This is a genomic window from Streptomyces sp. NPDC020299, assembly GCF_044387825.1.
In the GTDB taxonomy this organism is placed as follows: Bacteria; Actinomycetota; Actinomycetes; order Streptomycetales; family Streptomycetaceae; genus Streptomyces.
In genome coordinates this window covers 341,957-362,967 of sequence record NZ_JBIRWL010000001.1, presented here as the reverse complement: position 1 = coordinate 362,967, position 21,011 = coordinate 341,957, and the positions used below count along the sequence as shown (strand labels likewise).

The 21,011-nt window shown below is 72.2% G+C and carries 20 protein-coding genes; 10 read left to right on the top strand and 10 right to left on the bottom strand.

Annotated features, from left to right (window positions below; all coding sequences use genetic code 11):
* A complete protein-coding gene (locus ACH45E_RS01740; RefSeq protein ID WP_361436278.1) occupies positions 1-2,460 on the top strand; it encodes a LuxR C-terminal-related transcriptional regulator in 2,460 nt (819 codons plus the stop codon).
* A gap of 3 nt (positions 2,461-2,463) precedes the next feature.
* On the opposite strand, the gene ACH45E_RS01735 is transcribed toward ACH45E_RS01740, so the two are convergent.
* Together ACH45E_RS01735 and ACH45E_RS01730 are read right to left on the bottom strand one after the other, a co-directional pair.
* Positions 2,464-3,399 carry a serine hydrolase gene (locus ACH45E_RS01735; protein WP_361436280.1) on the bottom strand — a complete coding sequence of 312 codons (936 nt, stop codon included), beginning with the start codon at positions 3,397-3,399 and terminating at the stop codon, positions 2,464-2,466.
* On the bottom strand, positions 3,396-4,409 hold the full coding sequence (locus tag ACH45E_RS01730) for a LysR family transcriptional regulator (protein WP_361436282.1): 1,014 nt from the start codon (positions 4,407-4,409) through the stop codon (positions 3,396-3,398). The genes ACH45E_RS01735 and ACH45E_RS01730 overlap by 4 nt, the downstream gene beginning before the upstream one ends.
* Positions 4,410-4,490: 81 nt before the next feature.
* On the opposite strand from ACH45E_RS01730, the gene bla reads away from it, so the two are divergent.
* The gene (gene bla, locus ACH45E_RS01725; RefSeq protein ID WP_361436284.1) at positions 4,491-5,411 is read left to right on the top strand and encodes a class A beta-lactamase; all 921 of its coding nucleotides are present in this window, start codon (positions 4,491-4,493) and stop codon (positions 5,409-5,411) included.
* 61 nt (positions 5,412-5,472) lie between these two features.
* Here bla and ACH45E_RS01720 read toward each other — a convergent pair whose 3' ends face one another.
* Entirely contained in the window at positions 5,473-5,667 is a 195-nt protein-coding gene (locus ACH45E_RS01720; protein WP_361436286.1) for a DUF2795 domain-containing protein, read from the bottom strand.
* A gap of 171 nt (positions 5,668-5,838) precedes the next feature.
* Between ACH45E_RS01720 and ACH45E_RS01715 the strand changes: the two genes are divergently transcribed.
* The 3 genes from ACH45E_RS01715 (at position 5,839) to ACH45E_RS01705 (ending at position 8,056) form a co-directional block, all read left to right on the top strand.
* On the top strand, positions 5,839-6,321 hold the full coding sequence (locus ACH45E_RS01715) for a hypothetical protein (RefSeq protein ID WP_361436885.1): 483 nt from the start codon (positions 5,839-5,841) through the stop codon (positions 6,319-6,321).
* A 95-nt stretch (positions 6,322-6,416) separates the two neighbouring features.
* On the top strand, positions 6,417-6,896 hold the full coding sequence (locus ACH45E_RS01710) for an SRPBCC family protein (RefSeq protein WP_361436288.1): 480 nt from the start codon (positions 6,417-6,419) through the stop codon (positions 6,894-6,896).
* 173 nt (positions 6,897-7,069) lie between these two features.
* A complete protein-coding gene (locus tag ACH45E_RS01705; RefSeq protein WP_361436291.1) occupies positions 7,070-8,056 on the top strand; it encodes a pyridoxal-phosphate dependent enzyme in 987 nt (328 codons plus the stop codon).
* A gap of 33 nt (positions 8,057-8,089) precedes the next feature.
* Here ACH45E_RS01705 and ACH45E_RS01700 read toward each other — a convergent pair whose 3' ends face one another.
* Positions 8,090-8,881, bottom strand: coding sequence for an inositol monophosphatase (locus ACH45E_RS01700; protein WP_361436294.1), 792 nt, complete (start codon positions 8,879-8,881; stop codon positions 8,090-8,092).
* 101 nt (positions 8,882-8,982) lie between these two features.
* On the opposite strand from ACH45E_RS01700, the gene ACH45E_RS01695 reads away from it, so the two are divergent.
* The 3 genes from ACH45E_RS01695 (at position 8,983) to ACH45E_RS01685 (ending at position 11,658) form a co-directional block, all read left to right on the top strand.
* Entirely contained in the window at positions 8,983-9,966 is a 984-nt protein-coding gene (locus ACH45E_RS01695; RefSeq protein ID WP_361436296.1) for an AsnC family transcriptional regulator, read from the top strand.
* A gap of 422 nt (positions 9,967-10,388) precedes the next feature.
* Entirely contained in the window at positions 10,389-10,796 is a 408-nt protein-coding gene (locus ACH45E_RS01690) for an SseB family protein (RefSeq protein ID WP_361436298.1), read from the top strand.
* Positions 10,797-10,989: 193 nt separating this feature from the next.
* The gene (locus ACH45E_RS01685; RefSeq protein WP_399039939.1) at positions 10,990-11,658 is read left to right on the top strand and encodes an MBL fold metallo-hydrolase; all 669 of its coding nucleotides are present in this window, start codon (positions 10,990-10,992) and stop codon (positions 11,656-11,658) included.
* A 4-nt stretch (positions 11,659-11,662) separates the two neighbouring features.
* Here the strand turns inward: ACH45E_RS01685 and ACH45E_RS01680 are convergent, their stop codons facing one another.
* From ACH45E_RS01680 to ACH45E_RS01655, 6 genes are all read right to left on the bottom strand, one after another.
* Entirely contained in the window at positions 11,663-12,061 is a 399-nt protein-coding gene (locus ACH45E_RS01680; RefSeq protein WP_361436300.1) for a MarR family transcriptional regulator, read from the bottom strand.
* A gap of 99 nt (positions 12,062-12,160) precedes the next feature.
* Positions 12,161-12,511 (bottom strand): VOC family protein, encoded by a 351-nt coding sequence (locus ACH45E_RS01675; RefSeq protein ID WP_361436302.1) that lies wholly within the window; start codon positions 12,509-12,511, stop codon positions 12,161-12,163.
* A 255-nt stretch (positions 12,512-12,766) separates the two neighbouring features.
* A complete protein-coding gene (locus tag ACH45E_RS01670) occupies positions 12,767-13,801 on the bottom strand; it encodes a LacI family DNA-binding transcriptional regulator (protein WP_361436304.1) in 1,035 nt (344 codons plus the stop codon).
* Entirely contained in the window at positions 13,798-14,703 is a 906-nt protein-coding gene (locus ACH45E_RS01665; protein ID WP_361436306.1) for a carbohydrate ABC transporter permease, read from the bottom strand. Before ACH45E_RS01665 ends, ACH45E_RS01670 begins: the two co-directional genes overlap by 4 nt.
* The gene (locus ACH45E_RS01660; RefSeq protein ID WP_361436309.1) at positions 14,700-15,626 is read right to left on the bottom strand and encodes a sugar ABC transporter permease; all 927 of its coding nucleotides are present in this window, start codon (positions 15,624-15,626) and stop codon (positions 14,700-14,702) included. Before ACH45E_RS01660 ends, ACH45E_RS01665 begins: the two co-directional genes overlap by 4 nt.
* Positions 15,623-16,939, bottom strand: a complete 1,317-nt coding sequence (locus tag ACH45E_RS01655) for an extracellular solute-binding protein (RefSeq protein WP_361436311.1) — start codon at positions 16,937-16,939, stop codon at positions 15,623-15,625. Before ACH45E_RS01655 ends, ACH45E_RS01660 begins: the two co-directional genes overlap by 4 nt.
* Before the next feature lie 228 nt (positions 16,940-17,167).
* Between ACH45E_RS01655 and ACH45E_RS01650 the strand changes: the two genes are divergently transcribed.
* Together ACH45E_RS01650 and ACH45E_RS01645 are read left to right on the top strand one after the other, a co-directional pair.
* The gene (locus ACH45E_RS01650; RefSeq protein ID WP_361436313.1) at positions 17,168-19,195 is read left to right on the top strand and encodes a beta-galactosidase; all 2,028 of its coding nucleotides are present in this window, start codon (positions 17,168-17,170) and stop codon (positions 19,193-19,195) included.
* A gap of 147 nt (positions 19,196-19,342) precedes the next feature.
* Entirely contained in the window at positions 19,343-20,902 is a 1,560-nt protein-coding gene (locus ACH45E_RS01645; RefSeq protein WP_361436315.1) for a glycosyl hydrolase 53 family protein, read from the top strand.
* The last annotated feature ends 109 nt before the right edge of the window (positions 20,903-21,011 follow it).

Genomic DNA, 21,011 nt, shown 5'->3' with positions numbered 1-21,011 from the left:
ATGAGCCGGAGTCGGACGTGCGAGTCGTGCGGTGCGGCGCTGACGGGGAGACCGCACGGCGGCCGGCCGGCTCGCTACTGCTCCAACGCCTGCCGGCAACGGGCGTTCAGACAGCGGTCGGCCGGCCCGGATCCGGGCGTCCGGGGTCTCGTCCCGCCCCGGGCGCTCGACTCCTTCGTGGGCCGACGACAGGAGCTGGCGCGGCTGCGCACCCTGCTCAGGACGTCGCGCCTGCTCACCCTGACCGGTACCGGAGGCGTCGGCAAGACGCGGCTGGCGCTGGAGCTGGCCAGGGGCCTGTCCGGCCGCGGCACCCGGGTGGACCTGGTGGAACTCGACTCGCTGCACGACGGAGCGCTGCTCGCGCAGTCCGTGGCCGCCGCCCTGGCCGTCGGCGAGCAGGCCGGCCGGTCCGGCGTGGATGTCCTCGTCGGCGCGATCGGCGACGCCTCGCGGCTGCTGATCCTCGACAACTGCGAACACCTGGCCGAGCCGTGCGCGCGACTGGCAGCGGCCCTGCTGCGGCACGGCCCTCGGCTGCGGATCCTGGCCACCAGCCGGGAGGCCCTCCGGGTCCCCGGGGAGACCGTCTTCAGGGTCGGTGAGCTGTCCCTCCCGCCGGCCGGCGACGAGGACGACCCGGCCGTCCTCCTGCGGGCGGACGCCGTCCGGCTGTTCACGGAGCGCGCCGCCGGCCGGGCACCCGGATTCACCCTGCACCGCGGCAACGGCAGGACCGTCGCCGAGATATGCCGCCGCCTGGACGGGCTGACGCTCGCCGTCGAACTCGCGGCCGGACGCGTCGGCACCCTCCCGCTGGGGGACATCCTGACCGGCCTGGACGAGCAGTTGTCCCAGCTGTCATTCCTCACAGACGGAAGCAGGACCGGGCCACGGCGGCACAGCGGGCTGGCCGCCGCCATCGACTGGAGCCATCGGCTGCTCGATCCGGCGGAACAGGCCGTCTTCCGGCGTCTCGCGGTCCTCGTCGGCGGGTTCGGGACGGACGCGGCGCGGACCGTCTGCGCCGGAACCGGCATCGCACAGCGGCAGGTCCTCCGCCTCCTGTGCGCCCTCGAGGCCAAGTCGCTGCTCGCCCGGCTGCCGGGGGACGCCGAGCCCGCACGGTTCAGACAGCCGGCGGTCATCCGGGCCTACGCGATGGAGTGCCTGGTCGCGTCCGGCGAACTGCACACCACCCGGCGGCGGGCCCGCGAGTGGCTCACCGGGCTGGCCGACCGGGCCGGCGAGGAGGTGTTCGCCGACCAGGCCGACGGCCCGCTCGTCGCGGAGCGCGACAACCTCGCGGCGGCCCTGTCCACCGTCGGCGACGACGACACCGCCCCGCCCGCACGGCTGATACTCGAACTGGCCCGTGTGCACTATCAGCAGGAACAGCCCTCGGCCGCCCGCACGCTGCTGACCGGGCTGCTGGGCACCGCCGACGGCCGGGCACTCGGCGGTACCGTCCCCGCGCTGGCCGCGCGTGTGGCCTGCCAGCAGGCCGAGCTGTGCCGGGCACTGCTCCTGGGGGAGCGAGCGGTGGCCGCGGAGCGTGCACGCGACCACCCCGCCGGCCTCGCCAACGCCCTGGACGCGCGCGCCGCGGCACGGCTGTGCCGGGGTGAGCCCGAGGCGGCCGTCACGGATCTGCGGGAGTGCCTGGACGTCCTCGCCGCGCTCGGCAGACCGCAGGACACCGCGTGGTGCACCCATCATCTGGCCTGGGCCCTCCTCCAGACGGGCCGGGAGGCCGAGGCCGACGCGCTGATGTCCCGCTGCCTGCCGCTGATCAGGGCATACGCGCCCTGGCGCCGGGCCGCGGCGGCGCTGCACACCGCGGGTGCCGTGCGGCTGGCGCTGGGGCGGCTCCAGAGCGCCGAGGCACTGTTCGCCGAAGTGCTGCGGATCGTCCCCGAAGCGGGTTTCCACGCGCTCTACCCCGTCGAGGGCCTGGCCCTGGTGGCCGCCGAGAGCGGCGACCCGCAGCGGGCACTGCGCCTGTACGAGGCGAGCGCGCAGGCCCGCCGCCGGCTGGACACCGAGCCGGAGGACCCGTGGCGGCGGCAGGTGGAGCGGACTGCGGACCGGGCGCGTGCCCGGCTGTCGGCGACCGCCCGGGACGCCGCCGTCAGCGTCGGCCGCCGGCTGCGCGGGGACCGGCTGGTCGCGTACGCCCTGCGCACACCCGGCGGAGGCCGGCCCGCCACGAGGGACACCGCGGGAGCCGCCGACGGCCAGTACCCGCTCACCGCCCGGGAGTTCATGGTGGCCGAACTCGTCGCCGAGGGGCTGACCAACGGGCTGATCGGGGAGCGGCTCGGTCTTTCCGCCCGTACCGTGGCCACGCACTTGGACAAGGTCCGCGACAAGCTGGGCATGCGGTCGCGCACCCAGATCGCCCTGTGGGTCGTGGGACGGGCCGGGAACCGGCCGGTGGCCGGCCCGGGTGGACGGTGACCTTCAGCGTCGCAGCGCCTCGAACGCCTGCCGGGCGCTGATCCCGATCGCGAGGTCGATGTCCGGGGCAAGGCCGGCCCGGCGGTCGGAGCGGGTGAGCGCGGCCATCGCCACGCGGTCGCCGGACTCGGCCTCCACCACGCCGATCTCGTGCCGCAGATGGAGGAACGTGCCGGTCTTGCCGCTGACCCGGAGGGTGTCCGCGCGCAGTTCGCTCGCCAGCCGGTGGGTGAAGACCTGAAGCCCCATCAGCCGGCGCAGTTCCGCGGTCGCGCCGGCCCGGGCGATCTCGTCGCGCCACACGCGCTGCAGCAGGGTGACGAGTGACGCGGCGGTGCCGAGGTTGGCATGGGCGGGGTCCAGCGTCTCGATGGTGTGCCGCCCCGAGCGGTCGTCGCGGATGGCCAGTTCCAGGGCGAGCGAGAAGTCGTTGCCCGCGGCGCCCGCGGCGCACTGGTACATGTGGTCGAGCCGGTGCCGCACCCGTATGCCGGAACAACCCCACGCGGCCAGGCGGGCATCGACGTCCGCCACCGGGACGAGGTCGAGCAACGCGTCGGCGGCGGCGTTGTCGCTGACCGCGAGCATGAGGAGGACCAGGTCGCCGACGGCCACGGTGGCCGGGTGCCGGAAGGCCGCGAGTCCGGTGGGTCCGACGCTGCCGGTGGCCGGGTCGACGGTCACCGGCCGTGCGGCGTCGAGTTCTCCGGCCGCGATCCGGTCCAGCACGACCAGCGCGAGCGGGACCTTGACCACCGAGGCGAGCGGCACCGGTTCGTCGGCGTCGAAGCCGAGTTGCTCGCCGGTGTCGACGTTGCGGGCGAGGAACGAACCGCGGACGCCGAGTTCCGCCCAGTCGGCGGCGATCGCCTCCGCGACGTCGAGGAGGGCGGCGGCGCCGGCCGTACAGGCGGGGCGGCGGACCGGTCCGGCGCTCATCCGCGCGCCGCCAGACGTGAGGAGGCCTCCGCGGCCTCGTACGCGGCGGCCGTTCCGGCAGGCGCGGCACCGACGGCGGCCGCCAGCAGCGCTACCAGCCAGCCCGGCATGGTCGCCGCACCCTGACGCCCCGCCACACCCGGTTCGTACCCCCGGTGCAGCGCGGCGTCCCCCAACGGCGCCCAGCTCGCGCCGTGCCGCCGCGCGAACGGCTCCGCGCACAGCAGCGTCACCCGCCCGGCGAGGGTCTCGGCGAGCGCGGTCGCCGTCGGCCCGGCCGGACGCACCACGTCCTCCGGCAGGCCGGCACGAGCGGCCGCACGCCGCAACCGGTCCTGTGCGTAAGGGACTTGGTCCTCGGCCAGGCTCAGTACCGGCACCGCAGCCCGAGGCCCGCCCCGCGCGCCGTGGCCACGCCGCGGCCGCAGCTCATCCAGATGGACCGGGCGCGGTCGCGGGCGCGGGCCGGGACGCCGCTCGTCCGGAGCGTCCGGGGCGTGTAGGGCGTCCGGGGCGTCCGGCGGCGGCGCGGAGGCCAGGCCGAGCGGCACGCGGAGGGCGGCGTTCTCCGGAGGAACCCGCAGCAGCGCATACGTCAGCGAGCCGGCGGACAGGCCCGACACGCGCTCCTCAGGCGGCAGTTCGTGCACGCCGAGCCGAACGCCGTTCTCCGTACCGGCTCGGATGACCCGTGCCAGCGCCGCCGGGCCGCAGTCCGCGGGCACGCCGACGGCCCGTACCGCCGCCTGCCGGGCCGAGCCCGCGACATGCCGCAACCGCTGGGCCCGGTCCAGCACGTCCTGGGCGTACGGCAGGAGGAGCCGGCCGAACTCGGTGACCGTGACCTGCCGCCGCGAACGGTCGAAGAGCAGACCGCCGAAGTGTTCCTCCAGCGTCTTGACGCGCCGGCTGAGAAGCGGCTGCGCGATCCCGAGCCGGTCGGCGGCACGCGAGAAGCTCGCCTCGTCCACGGCCGTGACGTACGCCTCGAGGTGTGCCAGCAGATCCACCCAGCCTTCATATCAATAGGTTATGGATGGTGCACAGATGACTCTTGGACATGGACGGTGCGCGGCTGTTTCGCTGTCCGCATGACCACCGCCACCCCTTTTCCGCGACGCGGCCTGCTCAAGGCCGGCCTCGCCGTGTCCACCGCCGCACTCACCGCCGCCGCGTCGGCGCCCACCGCGTCGGCCGCATCGGAACCCCAACGGGGAGATGTGGAAGGTGAGTTGCGTGATCTCGAGCAGCAGTACGCCGCACGTCTCGGTGTGTACGCCCGCAACCTCCGCACCGGTCAGGTCGTGGTCCACCGGGCGCGGGAGCGGTTCGCCCTGTGCTCGACGTTCAAGGCGTTCGCCGCGGCGGCGGTCCTCCGCGATCACGGTCACTGCGCGCCGCTGGACAAGGTGATCCACTACCCGCCGACGGACGTGGTGCTGCCGAACTGCCCGATCACCGAGGACCACGTCGACACCGGTATGACGGTGGGCGACCTGTGCGCGGCCGCGATCCAGTACAGCGACAACGCGGCGGGCAATCTCCTGCTGCGCCAGATCGGCGGGCCGGACGGACTCACCCGGTTCTTCCGGTCGATCGGCGACCCGGTCAGCCGGCTCGACCGCTGGGAGACCGACCTGAACTCCGCCGTCCCCGGCGACCCGCGCGACACCACCACGCCGGAGGCGGTCGGCGGCAGCTTCACGCGGCTGACGCTGGGCCGGTCCCTGGCGGACGCCGACCGCGAGCAGCTCGTCAGCTGGCTGAAGGGCAACACCACCAGCGGCGAACGGTTCCGCCGCGGCCTGCCGCAGGACTGGGTCGTCGCCGACAAGACCGGCACCGGTGACTACGCGACCGGCAACGACCTCGGCGTCGCCTGGACCACCAAGGGGGCACCGGTCGTGCTGGCCGTGCTGTCGTCGAAGACCACCCGGGACGCGGCGGTGGACAACGGGCTCATCTCCGACACGGCACGCGTGCTCGCACGCACCCTCGCCCCGGGGGAGTGAGACCGGAGAGCACCGCGGCGGCCGGAGCCCGGGGCTCCGGCCGCCGTGTCCGTAGGCGCTGTCACTTCTCGTCGAACACGGCCTTGCTGACCTCGGCCGGGTTCTGGAACTCCTTCTTCCCGAGGTGGGAGATGCGCTCCGTGATCTCCCTCGGAGCGTGGTTCTTCTCCGCGGCCTTCCGGAGCTGTTCGCGGTCAGCCGGGTAGTCCACGCCGGACAGGGCTTTCTGCAGATCGGTGGGCCTGAGAGCCGCCATGGTTCCTCCAGGCGGTGAGATGTTCCAGTGTTCTCGGTGACACCGGCGCCGGAAGCGACGCCGGACTGCTCAGGTACCCATGCCGTGGGGGGGGGCGATTCCGCCAATGAGCTGACAAATCTGCCATACATCGACATAGCTCGGTCGGATGGGTACCCGGCCCGGGTGAACATGGACCTGCTGGGCATCTACCTCAACGACCATCTGGCGGGGGCCACCGTCGGCACCCGCCGCGCCGGGTACGTGGCACGGGCACACCGCGGCACCGCGCTCGGTGACGTGCTGGAACCGCTCGCGCGGGAGATCGCCGAGGACCGCGAGAGCCTGCTGGGCGTCATGGACCGGCTCGGAGTCCCGAAGCGCCGGTACAAGGTCCTGGCGGGAGCCGCCGCCGAATGTGCGGGGCGGCTCAAGCCCAACGGGCGCGTCGTCGCCCGGTCGCCGCTCTCGGCGGTCCTCGAACTCGAATTCCTGCGGCTCGGTGTCGAGGGGAAGGCGGCCGGCTGGCGGTCGCTGCGTCCGCTGGCCGACGCGGACGGGCGCCTCGGCCCACGGCAGCTGGACGAGCTGATCGCCCGGGCCGAACGGCAGCTGAGCACGCTGGAGGAGCTGCGCCTGCGCACGTCGCAGGAGGTGTTCCGCGACGGTGGGTGAGCCCACCTGTGATCGGGCCGGTCACCGGGGTACCCGGAGGCCGGCCGACGAGAGCCGGTCGATGACCACCGACCGATGAAGACGAAGGAGGGCTTATGAGCACGGTCAAGGAAACGGTTGAGGTCGAGGTCCCCCTCCACACCGCCTACAACCAGTGGACGCAGTTCGAGCAGTTCCCGCAGTTCATGGAGGGAGTGGAGGAGGTCAGGCAGCTCGACGACCGCCACAACCACTGGACCACCAAGATCGGGGGAGTGAAGCGCGAGTTCGACACCGAGATCGTCGACCAGCTCCCCGACGAGCGGATCACGTGGCGCTCGATCAGCGGCGACACCGAGCAGAAGGGGTCGGTCCGCTTCCAGCGCCTGGACGACACGCACACGCGCGTGGAGCTCGTCATGGACATCGTGCCGGGAGGCATGGTGGAGAAGGGCGCGGACGCGCTGGGCATGATCGACCGGCGAGTCAAGGGAGACATGCGCCGCTTCAAGGACTACGTCGAGCACCGCGGTGGCGAGACCGGCGCCTGGCGTGGGCGCATCAAGCCCGGCGACCCCGGCGGCCAGGTGCTCTGAGGCCGGGCGGGCCACGACTCCGGCTGGGCGCTGCCGCCCCCGGGAGCGACCGGAGGGCTGGACTTTCCGTCTAGATGCTGGACAATGATTCCAGCCTGGATCGGTCCGGCATCCGGCGACATCCGGCATCCGGCGACCGCAGTGGTCGGCAGCGCCCAGAACGGAGTTCGAACATGCCCGACACCCCGCCCGTCAGCCTCGACGACGTCCGGGACGCCGCCGCACGGATCAAGGGCGTCGCCCACCGGACGCCCGTGCTGCGCTCGCGGACCCTGGACGAGCTGGTGGGCGCCGAGGTCTTCGTCAAGTGCGAGAACCTCCAGCGGGTCGGCGCCTTCAAGTTCCGCGGTGCCTACAACGCCGCGTCCCGGCTGTCCCCGGAACGCCTGGCCAAGGGCATCGCCGCCTATTCCTCCGGCAACCACGCGCAGGCCGTCGCGCTGGCCGCCCGTGAGCTCGGCACCACCGCCGTCATCCTGATGCCCGAGGACACGCCCCGCGCCAAGCTGGAGGCGACCGCCGGCTACGGCGCCGAGATCGTCACCTACGACCGCTACACCGGTGACCGGGTCGCGATCGGGGAGGCCCTCGCCGCCGACCGCGGCCTGGAGCTGATCCCGCCGTACGAGCACCCCCACGTCATCGCCGGGCAGGGAACGGCGGCCCTGGAACTGATCGAGGAGGCCGGGGACCTCGACGCCCTGGTCGTGCCGGTCGGCGGCGGCGGACTGATCGCCGGAAGCGCGACCGCGGCCAAGGGCCTCCTGCCGGACATCCGGGTGATCGGCGTCGAGCCGGAGGCCGGGGACGACACCAGGCGCTCCCTGGAGGCCGGCCGGCGCGTCTCCATCCCCGTGCCCCGCACCATCGCCGACGGTCAGGCCGCCGACATCCCAGGCGAACTCACCTTCTCCATCAACCGGCGGCTCCTCGACGGCATCGCCCTGGTCGACGACGACCGGATCCGCGAGGGGATGCGGTTCGCCTTCGAGCGTCTGAAGACCGTCGTCGAACCGAGCGGCGCGAGCGCCCTGGCCGCCCTGCTGGCCCACCGCGTGGAGCCACTGCCCCGCCGGATCGGAGTCATCCTCTCGGGCGGCAACATCGGCGCCCAGCGCTTCGCCGAACTCCTCGGCGACCAGGGGCTCCGCCCGGACTGAGCGGTCCGGGGACGTCGTCGGCCCGGCGCGGCGTCACCCGAGACGCAAGGCGTCCACCAGGTGGCCGTGCAGCCCGGCCGGGGCGGACAGGAAGCTGTCCGAGGCGGCTGTCCAGGGCTTGCCGTCGGCGTCGCTGACCACCGCGCCCGCCTCCCGGGCGACCAGGGCACCGGGCAACAGGTTGGCGGCGTCCCGGCCGAACTGCCAGAAGGCGTCCAGACGCCCGGCGGCGGTGTCGGCGATCTGCCAGCTGGTGGGCCCCAGGTTGCGTACGGCGGCCACCCGCGGCAGCACCGCGGCCAGTGACCGGCCGGCCGCCTCGGCCACGCCCGGCTGCCGGCCGATGAAAGGCGGCTGACTGGTCGCGACCACGGCCGCCGCCGGATCCGTCTTCACCGAGGGTGCCACCGGTCGCCCGTCGAGCGTCGCGCCCCGCCCGCGGGCGGCCCGGTACGTCTCGCCCAGCAGCGGGGCGTACAGCACCGCCGCCACCGGCTCGCCGTCGCTCACCAGCGCCAGGCTCACGCAGTACTGGGGCAGCCCCTGAAGGAACTGCACCGCTCCGTCGATCGCGTCCACCACCCACACCTCACCCTCCGAGGGCAGTCCGGCCAGGCCGTCCAGCTCCTCCGCCCAGGCCACCCCCGGCCGCAGCGCCTCCAGGTGACGCCGCAGCACGGCCAGCGCCGGCGCCTCCAGTGCGTGGAACGCCGCGGCGAACTCCTCGGCTGTGGCGGCACGTTCCGGTCGCGAAGCGGCCGACACCAGCTGCCCGGCCTCGTGGGCGGCGGCGGTCATGGGGGCGAGCAGGCTCTCGTACGTCATGGTGGACTCCTCGGGAGTGGGTTGCTTCGGTGACTTGATCCTCGCCCCCGCCGATCGTCGTACGACTCTCCAGGCCGTGGATGTGAGCGATAATGTGCGCCATGGCCCTCGACATGGCGGATCCGGTACTCGGCGAGCTGGATCAGCGGCTGGTGGCCGCGCTCCAGTGCGACGGGCGGCTGGCCGCCGAACGCGCCGCCGAAGTGCTGGGGGTCAGCGCGCGCACGGTGCACCGGCGCTGGCGTGCCCTGCTCGGCGACGGGGTCTGCCGGGTGATCGCGCTGCCCGTGCGGCCCGACTCGGTCGGCGCGCTGTTCCTGCGGATCCGCGTGCTCGGCGGCCGGTTGGAGGCCCTCACGGCGGCGCTCGCGGCCCGGACCGACGTCCCGTTCATCGACCTGTCCACCTCCGGCGACGAGATCCTCGCCGTCTCCTGGACCCGGCCAGGCAGCCCGGACCACCTGGTCTTCCGGGAGCTGCCCGCCACCCGGGCGGTCACCTCCGTCTCGGCGGACACGGTCCTGCACGCCTTCGCCGAGGCCCCGGAGTGGCGGCACGACGTGCTGACCGATGCCGAACGCACCGCCCTGACCCCCGCCCGTCCGGCCGCGCCCGGCGAACCCGACGACGTCGACCGCGCCGTCCTGGCCGCCCTGGGCGACGACGCACGGGCCCCGGCGGCGGCCGTGGCCGCGCGCACCGGCCACCCCGAGTCCACGGTGCGCCGGCGCGTCGCCCGGCTGGCGGAGAGCGGGCGCCTGCTCACCCAGGTCGTCGTCGACCCACGGCGGCTCGGACTGGACATCGACGCCAACGTCGTGATGCGCGTCGCCCCCGGCCGGCTCGACGCGGTGGGCCGGACCCTGGCCCGCCACTCGGCGGTGCACGGCGCGTTCGCCACCACCGGCGCCGCCAACCTGCACGTCGCGGTCTGGGTGCGCGACCTGGCTCACCTCTACCGGTTCATCACGCGGGACCTGGGCGGGCTGGGCGTCGACAGTGTCGAGACCGTCATCGTCGGCCAGGCGGTCAAGCGTCCGGGCAAGACCCCCGTGATCCCCGACGCCCGGCACCGCCCGGCCTAGGGCCTGTCGTCACATTCCCGTCTGCCCCACGACGCCTGGCACGCTCCCCCACTGCCTCAAGGGCGTGGGAGGTACCCCCACTCGCCGCACCGGGCGAAAGCCCACGTACGTCCGGTCCGTCGACGGGGCCTTCCGCCCGGCACTCCCCCAGTCTTCGGCCGGGGGGACCCCCAGAGCACGCTCCCCCACGACGCCGCGGGGCCGCCCTTCGGGCGACGACGGGAATGTGACGACAGGCCCTAGCGTCCCCCCGCCGAACACGTCCGGCTGCCTCCGGCATGCGCCACGGTTCGCCGAACCGTCATCCGCCCGGTCCCATCCGGCCTGCATGCCCCCGGACCTGCTGGGTACGCGCTCAGGACCGTGCCCGCGGCCGAGTGCCGACGGGCGACCGCACGACCGCCGCTAGCAGGGGATCTGCCATGGAGACACCCGCGTACGACGACATGCCGACGCCGGCCCAGCGGGCGCTGGACGCGCTGGCCGAGAACGCCGAGGACCCAACCGCGCTGCACACGCTCGCCAGCAGCGACGTGCTGCTCCCCGTGCCGGACGACGCCGCCGCCGAGGACGCCACCGACCCCTCCGCGGTGGCACTGCCCGTCCTGGAGAGGCCGGGGGACAACCCCGTCGTGCCGGTGTTCACCTCGGAACTGGAGATGGCCGAGCTGCTGCCCTACGTCTCCCGCTACCGCCTCGTGCCCCTGGGCGCGCTCGCCTCCCAGTGGCCGGCCGACGACATCTCGCTCACCATCGACGGCAGCTCCGAGCACGGCCTGACCCTCACCTCCGAGGGGGTGCGCACCCTGCTGGCCCGCTCGGCGGGCTGAGCGCGGCCGATTCCGGCGACGACCGCCCGGCCGAGGCCGGCCGGAACTACCCCCGGAGAAGGGGTGGTCCGCGCGGCCAGGGAGGGAAGATCCCAGCGGAGGGGCCGGGCGAGCGAGCGGGACGGATGGTCGTGAGGATCGTCCTGCTACCGCGGCCGGCGGCGGCTTCCCGCAGTGGAACCGCGCCTGCGCGCTGTGCTCGGCCGCCCGGGACGGAAAGCTGCCCCCGCGCACCCAGGAGTGCGCGGCCCTCTCCGGCAACGGCCGCGACCGGTGGCTGCTGAACGCCTCGCCCGACATCCGTACCCGGCTCACCGCCACCCCTGCGCTCCGGCCCGGCCCCCGCGACACCCCGCTGCGGGGCGTGCTGCTGACCGATGCCGAGGCCGACCACGTCATGGGCCTCGCCGTGCTGCGCGGCGCGGCCGGCCTGCGGGTGTACGCGGCCCCCCCGGTCCGTGCCGCACTCGCCCCGGCCCGCGGCGCCCTCGACCGCCATGCCCCCTGGGAGTGGTACGACAGCCTGGCCGACGGCGGCTTCGTGCTGGGGGGCGGCCTGGTGGTCACGGCCCACCCGATGGGCGCCAAGGCCCCCAAGTACATGCCGGCCCCCGCCCCGGACGGCCGCTGGGTGACGGCGTACCGAGGACCTGGCCACCGGGGGAGTGCTGGTGTACGCGCCCTGCGTGGACGCCTGGGGCGAGACGCTGGACGGACTGTGCGCGACGGCCGACTGCGTGCTGCTGGACGGCACCTTCTTCGCGGCCTCACCTCGACAACACGAACCCACTGCCCGACCCCGCCTCCCCGGCCCGCGCGCAGGTGGCCGGCGTGGAAGTCCTCGCGGACGGGGCCGAGTTGATCCTCTAGGCCGGCTGCTCCTCCAGGATGCGGGCCAGTGCCGCCCGCTGCAGCGGCAGCACCCGCGCGTGCAGTTCACGGCCCTTGCCGGTCAGCGCGACCCAGACGCCCCGCCGGTCCTCGGCGCAGATCGAGCGCTCCACGAGGCCGTCCTTCTCCAGCCGCCCGATGAGGCGGGACAGCGCGCTCTGGCTGAGGTGCACCCGGCCGACCAGGTTCTGCACCCGGCACTGGTCGCCCTGCTCGCGCGGCTCGGAGGCGAGCAGATCCAGTACCTCGAAGTCGCTCGCGCCCAGCCCGTGGGGGTGCAGCGACCGGTCGATCTCGCACATCGTGCGCGCGTGGACCGACAGGATGTCCCGCCACCGTTCCTCGAGCCGTGCGTCGGCCGTCTTCGCTGCCATATCCGCACCGTAGCACCAAATCGGCCAATTGTTGAGTATGCAACTAGTGCGGGCGCAAGTAGTGCGGGCGCAAGGAGCCGGCGAGGAGCCGCACGAGGCTCAGGCGGCCGGGTCCTGGAGGAGCCCCACCAGATTGCCGTCGGGGTCCTTCACCGAGGCGATCAGCCGGCCGTTGCCGACGTCCCGCACGTCCTGGAGCAGTTCCGCACCCGCCTCGAGCAGCGCGGCGAGCCGCTCCCGGAGATCGGTGACGTGCCAGAACGGCACCGGCCCGGTCATGCCCTGCGCATGCCCGTTCGGGTCGAGGCCGACGTCCTGCCCGGCGGCCTTGAAGCCGACGTAGTAGGGCGCGTCGGCGTAGGGCTCGACGCCCAGCAGAGCGGTGAACAGGGGCTTGGCCTTCTCCAGGTCCTTGACCGGATAGATGATCGTCTGCAGGCCTGCGGTCATGGGACTCACTCCTCGGTGCCGGTGGTCCGACGGGTTTCCGTCGGTGCTCCCACGCTAGGGCGGGGGAGCCCGCTCCGGCTTCTTCGATCCTGACCGGTCGCGGGCTGCGCGCCGCCGTCATGCGTTGTGCCGCAGCGATCGGAACGCGGCAGCCCCGGGACCGTCGCATGCCAGACGCGCGACCGCGCCCGGGCGGTGGTCCTCGCCTACGGGACGGGGCTGGTCAGACCGGCCAGCCGGTGGGCCACGGCGCGCTCACGTCGACTCCCGGCGCACCAGTTCCGTCGGCAGGATCACCGCCGCCGGGTCCTCGCCGCCGATCTGGGCGAGGAGCACGCGGACCATCTCGGAGCTGATCCGGTCCCAGGGCTGCCGGATGGTGGTGAGGGCGGGGCTGACGGCGGTCGCCGCGGGGGAGTCGTCGAAGCCGCCGACAGCGATGTCGTCCGGCACCCGCTTGCCCGCCCGCTGGAGCGCCGTGACCACGCCCTGTGCCATCAGATCGGAGGCGACGAAGACGGCGTCCATGTCCGGGGCCTGGGCCAGCAGCCGCTCCGCCCCCGCCTCGCCGCTGGCCCGGCTGTAGTCGCCGGAGACGATGAGCCTGTCGTCGACGCCGGCCCCCGCCTCGCAGAGCACCTCCTTGTAACCGGCGAGCCGCTCGACACCGCCGGGCGTGTCCAGCGGGCCGGTGACCACGCCGATCCGGCGGCGGCCCAGCGACAGCAGATGGCGCACCATGTCACGGGCCCCGTCGCGGTCGTCGGCGGCCACGTAACTGACCTTCGAGCCCAGCCCGATCGGCTTGCCGCAGGCGACCAGCGGCACGCCCGCCTCCCGCAGCTCCTCGGCCACCGGGTCGCCGGAGTGGCTGGAGACCAGCAGCACCCCGTCGACGTGCCCGGCGGTGATGTACCGCGCTATGCGCCGCCGTTCGTCCTCCGTGCCGGCCAGCATCAGCAGCAGCGGCACGTCGTGCGCGGCCAGCGCCTGCGTGCACCCGCGCAGCAGGACGTTGAAGTTGGGGTCCTCGAAGAACCGCTCCTGCGGCTCGGTCAGCAGGAAGCCGACCGAGTCCGAGCGCCCCGTGATCAGCGAACGGGCATGCCGGTTCACGACGTACCCCGTCCTGCGGATGGCGGCGTTCACCGCCTCCTGCGCGGCCGGGCTGACGTAGTGCCCGCCGTTGAGCACTCGCGAGACGGTGCCTCGTGAGACCCCTGCCTCGCGCGCCACGTCGTGGATCGTCGGCGGTTTGCGACGGCTCCCCGCATTGCTGCTCATGGTCATGACTTTACGGCCCCGGACAGCAGATCCAGGCTCCAGAACCGCTGGATGACCAGGAAGAGGGCGATCAGCGGCAGCACGGCCAGAGCGGCCCCGGTGATCACCAGGGTGTACAGCGCAGGGGTGTTGGAACCCTGCTCCAGGAGCGTGTACAGGCCGAGCGGGATCGGGAACTTCTCGTCGTCGCTCAGCATGATGTACGGCAGCAGGAAGTTGTTCCACACCGCCACGAACTGGAACAGGAACACCGTCACCAGGCCGGGCACCATCATCGGCAGCGAGATCCGGGTGAAGATCCGCCACTCGCTCGCGCCGTCCATCCGTCCGGCCTCGACCACGTCACCGGGCACGGCGGCGGCCGCGTAGATGCGCGAGAGGTAGACGCCGTACGGGGAGAGGATCTGCGGGAGCAGCACGGACAGATAGGAGTCCGTGAGGTTCGCCTTCGCCAGCAGCAGGTACTGCGGGACGGCGAGGATCACCGGCGGCATCAGCACGCCCATGAGCAGGACGTTGAACATCGTCTCGCGCCCACGGAAGCGGTAGGTCGCCAGGGCGTACCCGCTGCACGCCGACACGGCCGTCGACAGCAGGGCGCCGAGACCGGAGTACAGGGCGGAGTTGCCCAGCCATTCCCAGTAGATGCCGTCGCGGTAGGCGCTGAGGTCCTCGAGGTTGCCGGCGAGGCCGGTGCCCGGCAGGAAGGTGAACGTGGAGAACAGCTCGTGCCCGGACTTGGTGGACGCGATCACCACCCAGGCGACCGGCAGCAGCATGTAGATCGCGCCGAGCAGCAGGGTGAGGGTCGGGACCAGCGCGATCCGGTGGCGCAGCGGCGGGCCCTGGGCGGTGCCGGGTGTGGTGCCGGCGGCCGGGGCGGCCTTGCGGACGGCAAGAGAACTCATCGTGCTTCCTCCTGCTTGTTGCGTCGGTTCGCGGCCCGCAGGAATCCGAACGACAGGACCAGCGTCACCAGGGCGATCAGCGTCGCCTCGGCGGCCGCCGAGTAGATGTCGTTGCGGTGGAAGGCGTCCTCGTACACCTTCATCAGCGGACTCCAGCTGGTGTTGACGGAGTTGGTGAGCGGGTGGAGGGTGGTCGGCTCGTTGAACACCTGGAGCGTCGCGATGATCGAGAAGAAGAAGGTCAGCACCAGCGAGGGCGCCACCATCGGGATCTTGATCTTCAGCGCGATCTGCAGCGGAGTGGCGCCGTCCAGCTTCGCCGCCTCGTACACCTCGGCGGGGATGGCCCGCAGCGAGGTGTAGATGACGATCATGTTGAAGCCGGTGCCGCCCCATACCGCGATGTTCGACAGGGCGAGGTAGAGCGGGCCGCCGTCCAGCAGGTCCGGCTGCGGCAGGCCGAACTTGTCGAGCAGGTAGTAGAACGGGCTGACGTCCGGCAGGTACAGGAAGCCCCACAGCAGCGCGGCCACCACGCCAGGGATGGCGTACGGCAGGAAGATCGCGAGCCGGGTGAACGGGGCGAGGCGCACCTTCTCGGAGTCGAGCATCAGCGCGAACAGCAGGGCCAGGCCGAGCATCACCGGGACGACGATGCATCCGTAGCCGAGCACGCGCAGCGCGCCGTCGAGGAGCTCGCTGTCACCGAGGGCGTCGGTGTAGTTCTCCAGGCCCGCCCAGACCTCCTTCCGCGCGCCCGACCCCAGGCCGAGGCCGGAGACGTGCACCTTGCGGAAGCTGAGCCAGACCGCGTACCCGATGGGCAGCGCGAAGAACAGGGCGAAGAGGATCGTGGCGGGGAGGAGGAAGGCGTACGGGGCCCCCTTGACCCCGTACGCCTTCCGGCTTGTGGTGCTCGTCACTGAGAGACTCCGAAGCCCTGCTTCTTCATGTCGGCGACCGTGGCGTCCTGCATCTTGTCCAGGGCGGCGGCGAAGTCCGACTTGTTCTTGGCGGCGGCGCCGAACGCGTCGTTGAAGGTCGCGTAGGCGACGTTGACGTTCGGGCCCCAGGCGGACGGCGCGGTGCTGTTCGCGATCTTGGCGGCCTGCGGGTAGAAGTCCGCCTGGTTGGAGAAGTACTCCGGCGGGTTGCTGAAGGCGCCGCTGAGCTGGGCGGAGGTGGAGGCCGGGTAGATGCCGCTGTCCTTCGCCAGTGCGTTGAGCGCGTCGTGGTCGGTGTTCAGCCACTTGGCGAACTTGGCGGCCGCCTCCTGGTGCTGGGAGTCGGTGGTGACGGCGGTCGAGGAGCCGCCCCAGCTGCCGGTGACGTTGTCGGTCGCGGACCACTGGGGGAGCGGGGCCATGGCCCACTTGCCCTTGGTGTCGGGTGCGGCGGTGGTGAGGGTGCCCGGCGCCCACACGGCGCTGACCCAGGCTATCTGCTTGCCGGTGTTGAGCGCCTTGTTCCAGGACGGGGTGTACATCGGCTGGTTGTCGACGACGCCCTCCTTGACCAGGCCGCCCCAGAACTTGGCGACCTTCTGGGTGGCCGCGTCGTTGATCGCGACCTTCCACTTGTCGCCGGAGGCGGTCCACCACTTGGCGCCGGCCTGCTGGGCGAGGCCCGCGAAGAGACCGGAGTCGTTGGCCGAGAACGTCGTCAACTCCTTGTCGGGGGCGGCCTTCTTCAGCGCGCGGGCGGTCTCGGCGAACTGCTCCCAGGTCGTGGGGACCTTCAGGTTGTACTTCTTGAACAGGTCCTCGCGGTAGTAGAACATCATCGGCCCGATGTCCTGCGGGACGGCGTAGACCGCGTCCGTGCCCAGCGTGGTCTGCTGCCAGACGCCGTCGGCGAACTTGCCCTTGACGTCGTCGACCTCCTTGGAGATGTCCGCCAGGGCGTCATTGCTGACCAGCGTCGGCAGCGCCTGGTACTCGGCCTGCACCAGGTCCGGCGCCTTCTTCGCCTTGTGCGCGGTGAGGATCTTGGTGACCAGCGTGTCGCCGGACGCCTGCTTCTTCACCGTGACGGTGATCTTGTCTTGCTTGCCCGGCCCCTTGTTCCACAGGTCCACGACCTTGTCCATACCGGGCGTCCAGGTCCAGTACGTCAGCGAGACCGGGCCCGACTCGGCCTTGCTGCCGTCCTCGGTGCCGCAGGCGGCGAGGGCGGTGGCGCCGAGCGAGACGGCGACGGCGGTTGTCACGAGGCGGCGGCGCTTCGTGTGCGGCATGGAACTCTCCCCTGACCTGGGTCCCCGCCTGCTGCGGGGATCTGCCATGCAGAAGCCGGCCGACCAGGGCTGCGCCCGTCGCGAGCCCTGTCCTGCTTCTGTGAGCGTTCACAGTAGAGAAACATCCTGGACACTTGTCAATGGTTGTTGCTGTGCGGTTATGTTGGGCTCGCACCGCCGCTGATGTGTGTGCACGTTCCCAAATGATCGATAACCCGGGAGAGATCCATGCCGGAGACCACCCCCAGGGGCCTCACCAGGCTCGCCTTCGGTGGGGACTACAACCCCGAGCAGTGGCCGGAAAGCGTCTGGCTCGATGACGTCCGGCTGATGCGGGAGGCCGGCGTCACGATGGTGAGCGCCGGGATCTTCTCCTGGGCGCTGCTGGAGCCCGCCCCCGGGGAGTACGACTTCGGCTGGCTGGACCGGATCCTGGACCTGCTGCACGAGGGCGGCATCCGCGTCGACCTCGGCACGCCCACCGTGGTGCCGCCCGCCTGGTTCTACCGGGCGCATCCCGAGGCCCTGCCGGTCACCGCCGAGGGCGTGCGCCACGAGTTCGGCTCACGCGGAGCGATCTGCCACAGCAACGCCGACTACCGTGCCGCCGCCGCGAACATCACCACGAAGCTCGCCGAGCGCTACGGCGACCACCCGGCCCTGGCGATGTGGCACGTCCACAACGAGTACGGCGTCCCCGTCTCCGCCTGCTACTGCGACTCCTGCGCCGCCCACTTCCGCCGCTGGCTCGCGGACACCTACGGCGGCGTCGACGCGGTCAACGAGGCCTGGGGCACCGCCTTCTGGGGCCAGCACTACACCGGCCTCGACCAGATCAACCCGCCGCGCGCGACCCCGACGGTCGGCAACCCGGGCCAGGCGCTGGACTACAAGCGGTTCGCCGACGCCACCATCCGCGAGAACTTCCGCATGGAGCGGGACATCCTGCACCGCCTCTCGCCCGGCATCCCGGTCACCACCAACTTCATGACCGCGCTCAGCCAGTGCGACTCCATGGACTACTGGGCGTGGGGCCGTGAGGTCGACCTCGTCACCAACGACCACTACCTGATCACCGACGGCCGCCGCACCCACGTCAACCTCGCGATGGCCGCCGACCTCACCCGCTCGGTCGCCGGGGGAGCCCCCTGGCTGCTCCTGGAGCACTCCACCTCGGGCGTCAACTGGCAGCCCCGCAACCCGGCCAAGGCCCCCGGCGAGATGGCCCGCAACTCCCTCGCACATGTCGCACGCGGCTCGGAGGGCGCCATGTTCTTCCAGTGGCGGCAGTCCAGGCGTGGCGCCGAGAAGTTCCACTCGGCGATGCTGCCGCACGGCGGCACCGGGACCCGCGTGTGGCGCGAGGTCGTGGAACTCGGCGCGAGCATCGACTCGCTGAGCCAGATCCGCGGCACCCGAACCCGGGCCGACGTGGCCGTCCTGTGGGACTGGCAGTCCTGGTGGGCGCAGAACCTCCAGTGGCGCCCGAGCGAGGACCACGACCCGCGCGAGCGCGCCGACTCCTTCTACGAGGCCCTCTACGACCGCCACCTCACCGTCGACTTCGCCCACCCCGAAGCCGACTTGTCGAGTTACCCCCTTGTCGTCGTACCGGCGCTGTACCTGATGACGGAGGCCGCCGGGAACAACCTCAAGGAGTACGTGGCGGGCGGCGGCACCCTCGTGGTGTCGTACTTCTCCGGCATCGTCGACGAGCACGACTCCGTGCACGACGGCGCCTACCCGGGCCCGCTGCGGGACGTCCTCGGGCTGACCGTGGAGGAGTTCTCGCCCCTGCTCGGGAACCAGCGGGTACGCGTCACCGGCCCCGACGCCTGTGAGCTCACCGGGGACGTGTGGACGGAGTTCGTGGTGCCGCGCGGCGCCGAGACCGTCTGGACGTACGCCGACGGCCTCACCGCCGGCCGCCCCGCCGTCACCCGGCACCGGCTCGGTGAGGGCACCGCCTGGTACGTTTCCACCCGCCTCGACACCCACGGCCTCGACGAGGTGCTCGCCCGGGCCGCCGCGGACGCCCGTATCGCGCCGCGCGCCGACCTGCCCCGGGACGTCGAAGTGGTGCGCCGCACCGACGAGTCGGGCACCCGTACCTTCCTGTTCGCGATCAACCACACCGCCACCGACGCCAAGGTGCCGCTGGACACCCCCGGCACCGAACTGCTGACGGGCGAACGCGCCGCGGGCCGCCTCGCGGTCCCCGCGGGAGCCGTCCGGGTCGTACGACTCGACGGCTAGGCCCTGTCGCCAAGGCCCCATCCGCTCCCCTCCGCCCGCGCGAGCCGTACGAGCCGCGGGCGGAGGGGCTCTCCTCCCACTCCCACAGAGGGCACCCCCCACGGAGGACACCCCCAACCCATCACGTCGAAGGGACGACGGACGACGATGTTCCATCCCAGACGCACCCTGAGGACCCTGCTGCTGCCGCTCGCGGCCGGGCTCGCCCTCACCGCCCTGCCCGCCCAGACCGCCCAGGCGGCGAGCACCCTCACCAACGGCGGCTTCGAGTCCGACGGCACCGGCGCGGCCACGCCAAGCGGCTGGTCGGAGTACGGCGACACCGGCGCCTCGTACACCGAGTCCGGCGGCCACGGCGGGAGCTACCGGCTCAGCCACTACTCGGCCTCCGCCTACAAGGTGGAGACCTACCAGTACCTGTCCGGGCTGACCAACGGCACCTACACCCTCACCGCCTGGGTCCGCTCCAGCGGCGGGCAGAACTCCGCCTACATATCCCTGAAGAACTGCGGGAGTCCGGAGCAGCGCACCGACCTGCCGGTGTCCACCGGCAGCTGGGTCCGCATCGTCACCTCCGTCGCGGTGACCGGCAACCAGTGCACCATCAGCATCAACTCCGACGCCAACGCGGGCAACTGGATCAACGTCGACGACCTGAGCTTCACCTCGGGCAGGACCGGCCTCGCCGTCAAGGGCGCCGACATCTCCTCCCTCGCCAAGAGCGAGGCCAAGGGCGGTGTGTACAAGACGAGTTCCGGCAGCACCGGTGACGCGGTCACCATCCTGAAGAACGCCGGGATGAACTACGCGCGCCTGAAGGTCTGGGTCGACCCGGCCGACGGCTACAACAACAAGACGCGCGTACTGGCCATGGCCAAGCGCATCAAGGCCGCCGGCATGAAACTGCTGGTCGACTTCCACTACTCGGACACCTGGGCCGACCCGGGCAAGCAGACCAAGCCCGCCGCCTGGGCCTCGCACTCCTACAGTCAGCTCAAGACCGACGTCTACAACCACACGTACGACGTCCTCAACGCGCTGAAGGCGCAGGGCACCACCGCCGACATGGTGCAGATCGGCAACGAGATCAACGGCGGCATGCTGTGGTCCGAGGGCTCCACCGACAACTGGTCGCAGCTCGCCGGCCTGATCAACTCCGGCTACAGCGCCACGAAGGCGGTGTCCTCGAGCACGCGGGTCGCGCTGCACCTGGCGAACGCCGGTGACGACGCCACCGTCCGCTGGTGGTTCGACAACGCCAAGACGTACGGCATCGACTACGACGTGATCGGCCTGTCGTACTACGGCTACTGGCACGGCTCACTGGCCGCCGCGCAGACCACCCTGGACGACGCCGCCGCCCGCTACGGCAAGCCGGTCTTCATCGCCGAGACGGCCTACCCCTTCCGCCTCGACAGCGACGACTCGCTCACCAACCAGATCGACACCACCGGCGAACTCGTCACCGGCTACCCGGCCACCGTCGCCGGGCAGACCCGGTGGATGAACGACGTGGCCAGCATCGTGGAAGCCGTCCCGAACGGCCGCGGCCTCGGCGTCTTCTACTGGGAGGCCACCTGGACCGCCGTCACCGGCAACGGCTGGGACCCCGCCGACGCCACCTCCGGCAACGGCTGGGAGAACCAGGCCCTGTTCGGCTACGACGACAAGGCCCTGTCCTCCATGACGTGGTTCAGCCACCGCTGAACCACCCCGACGGGCCCGGCCGCGTGGGGGCGGCCGGGCCCTTCTGGCTCCCCTACCGGGCCCGATCGCCAACTCCGCTGTCCAGCAGGGCCGTTCGGTACCGGACAAG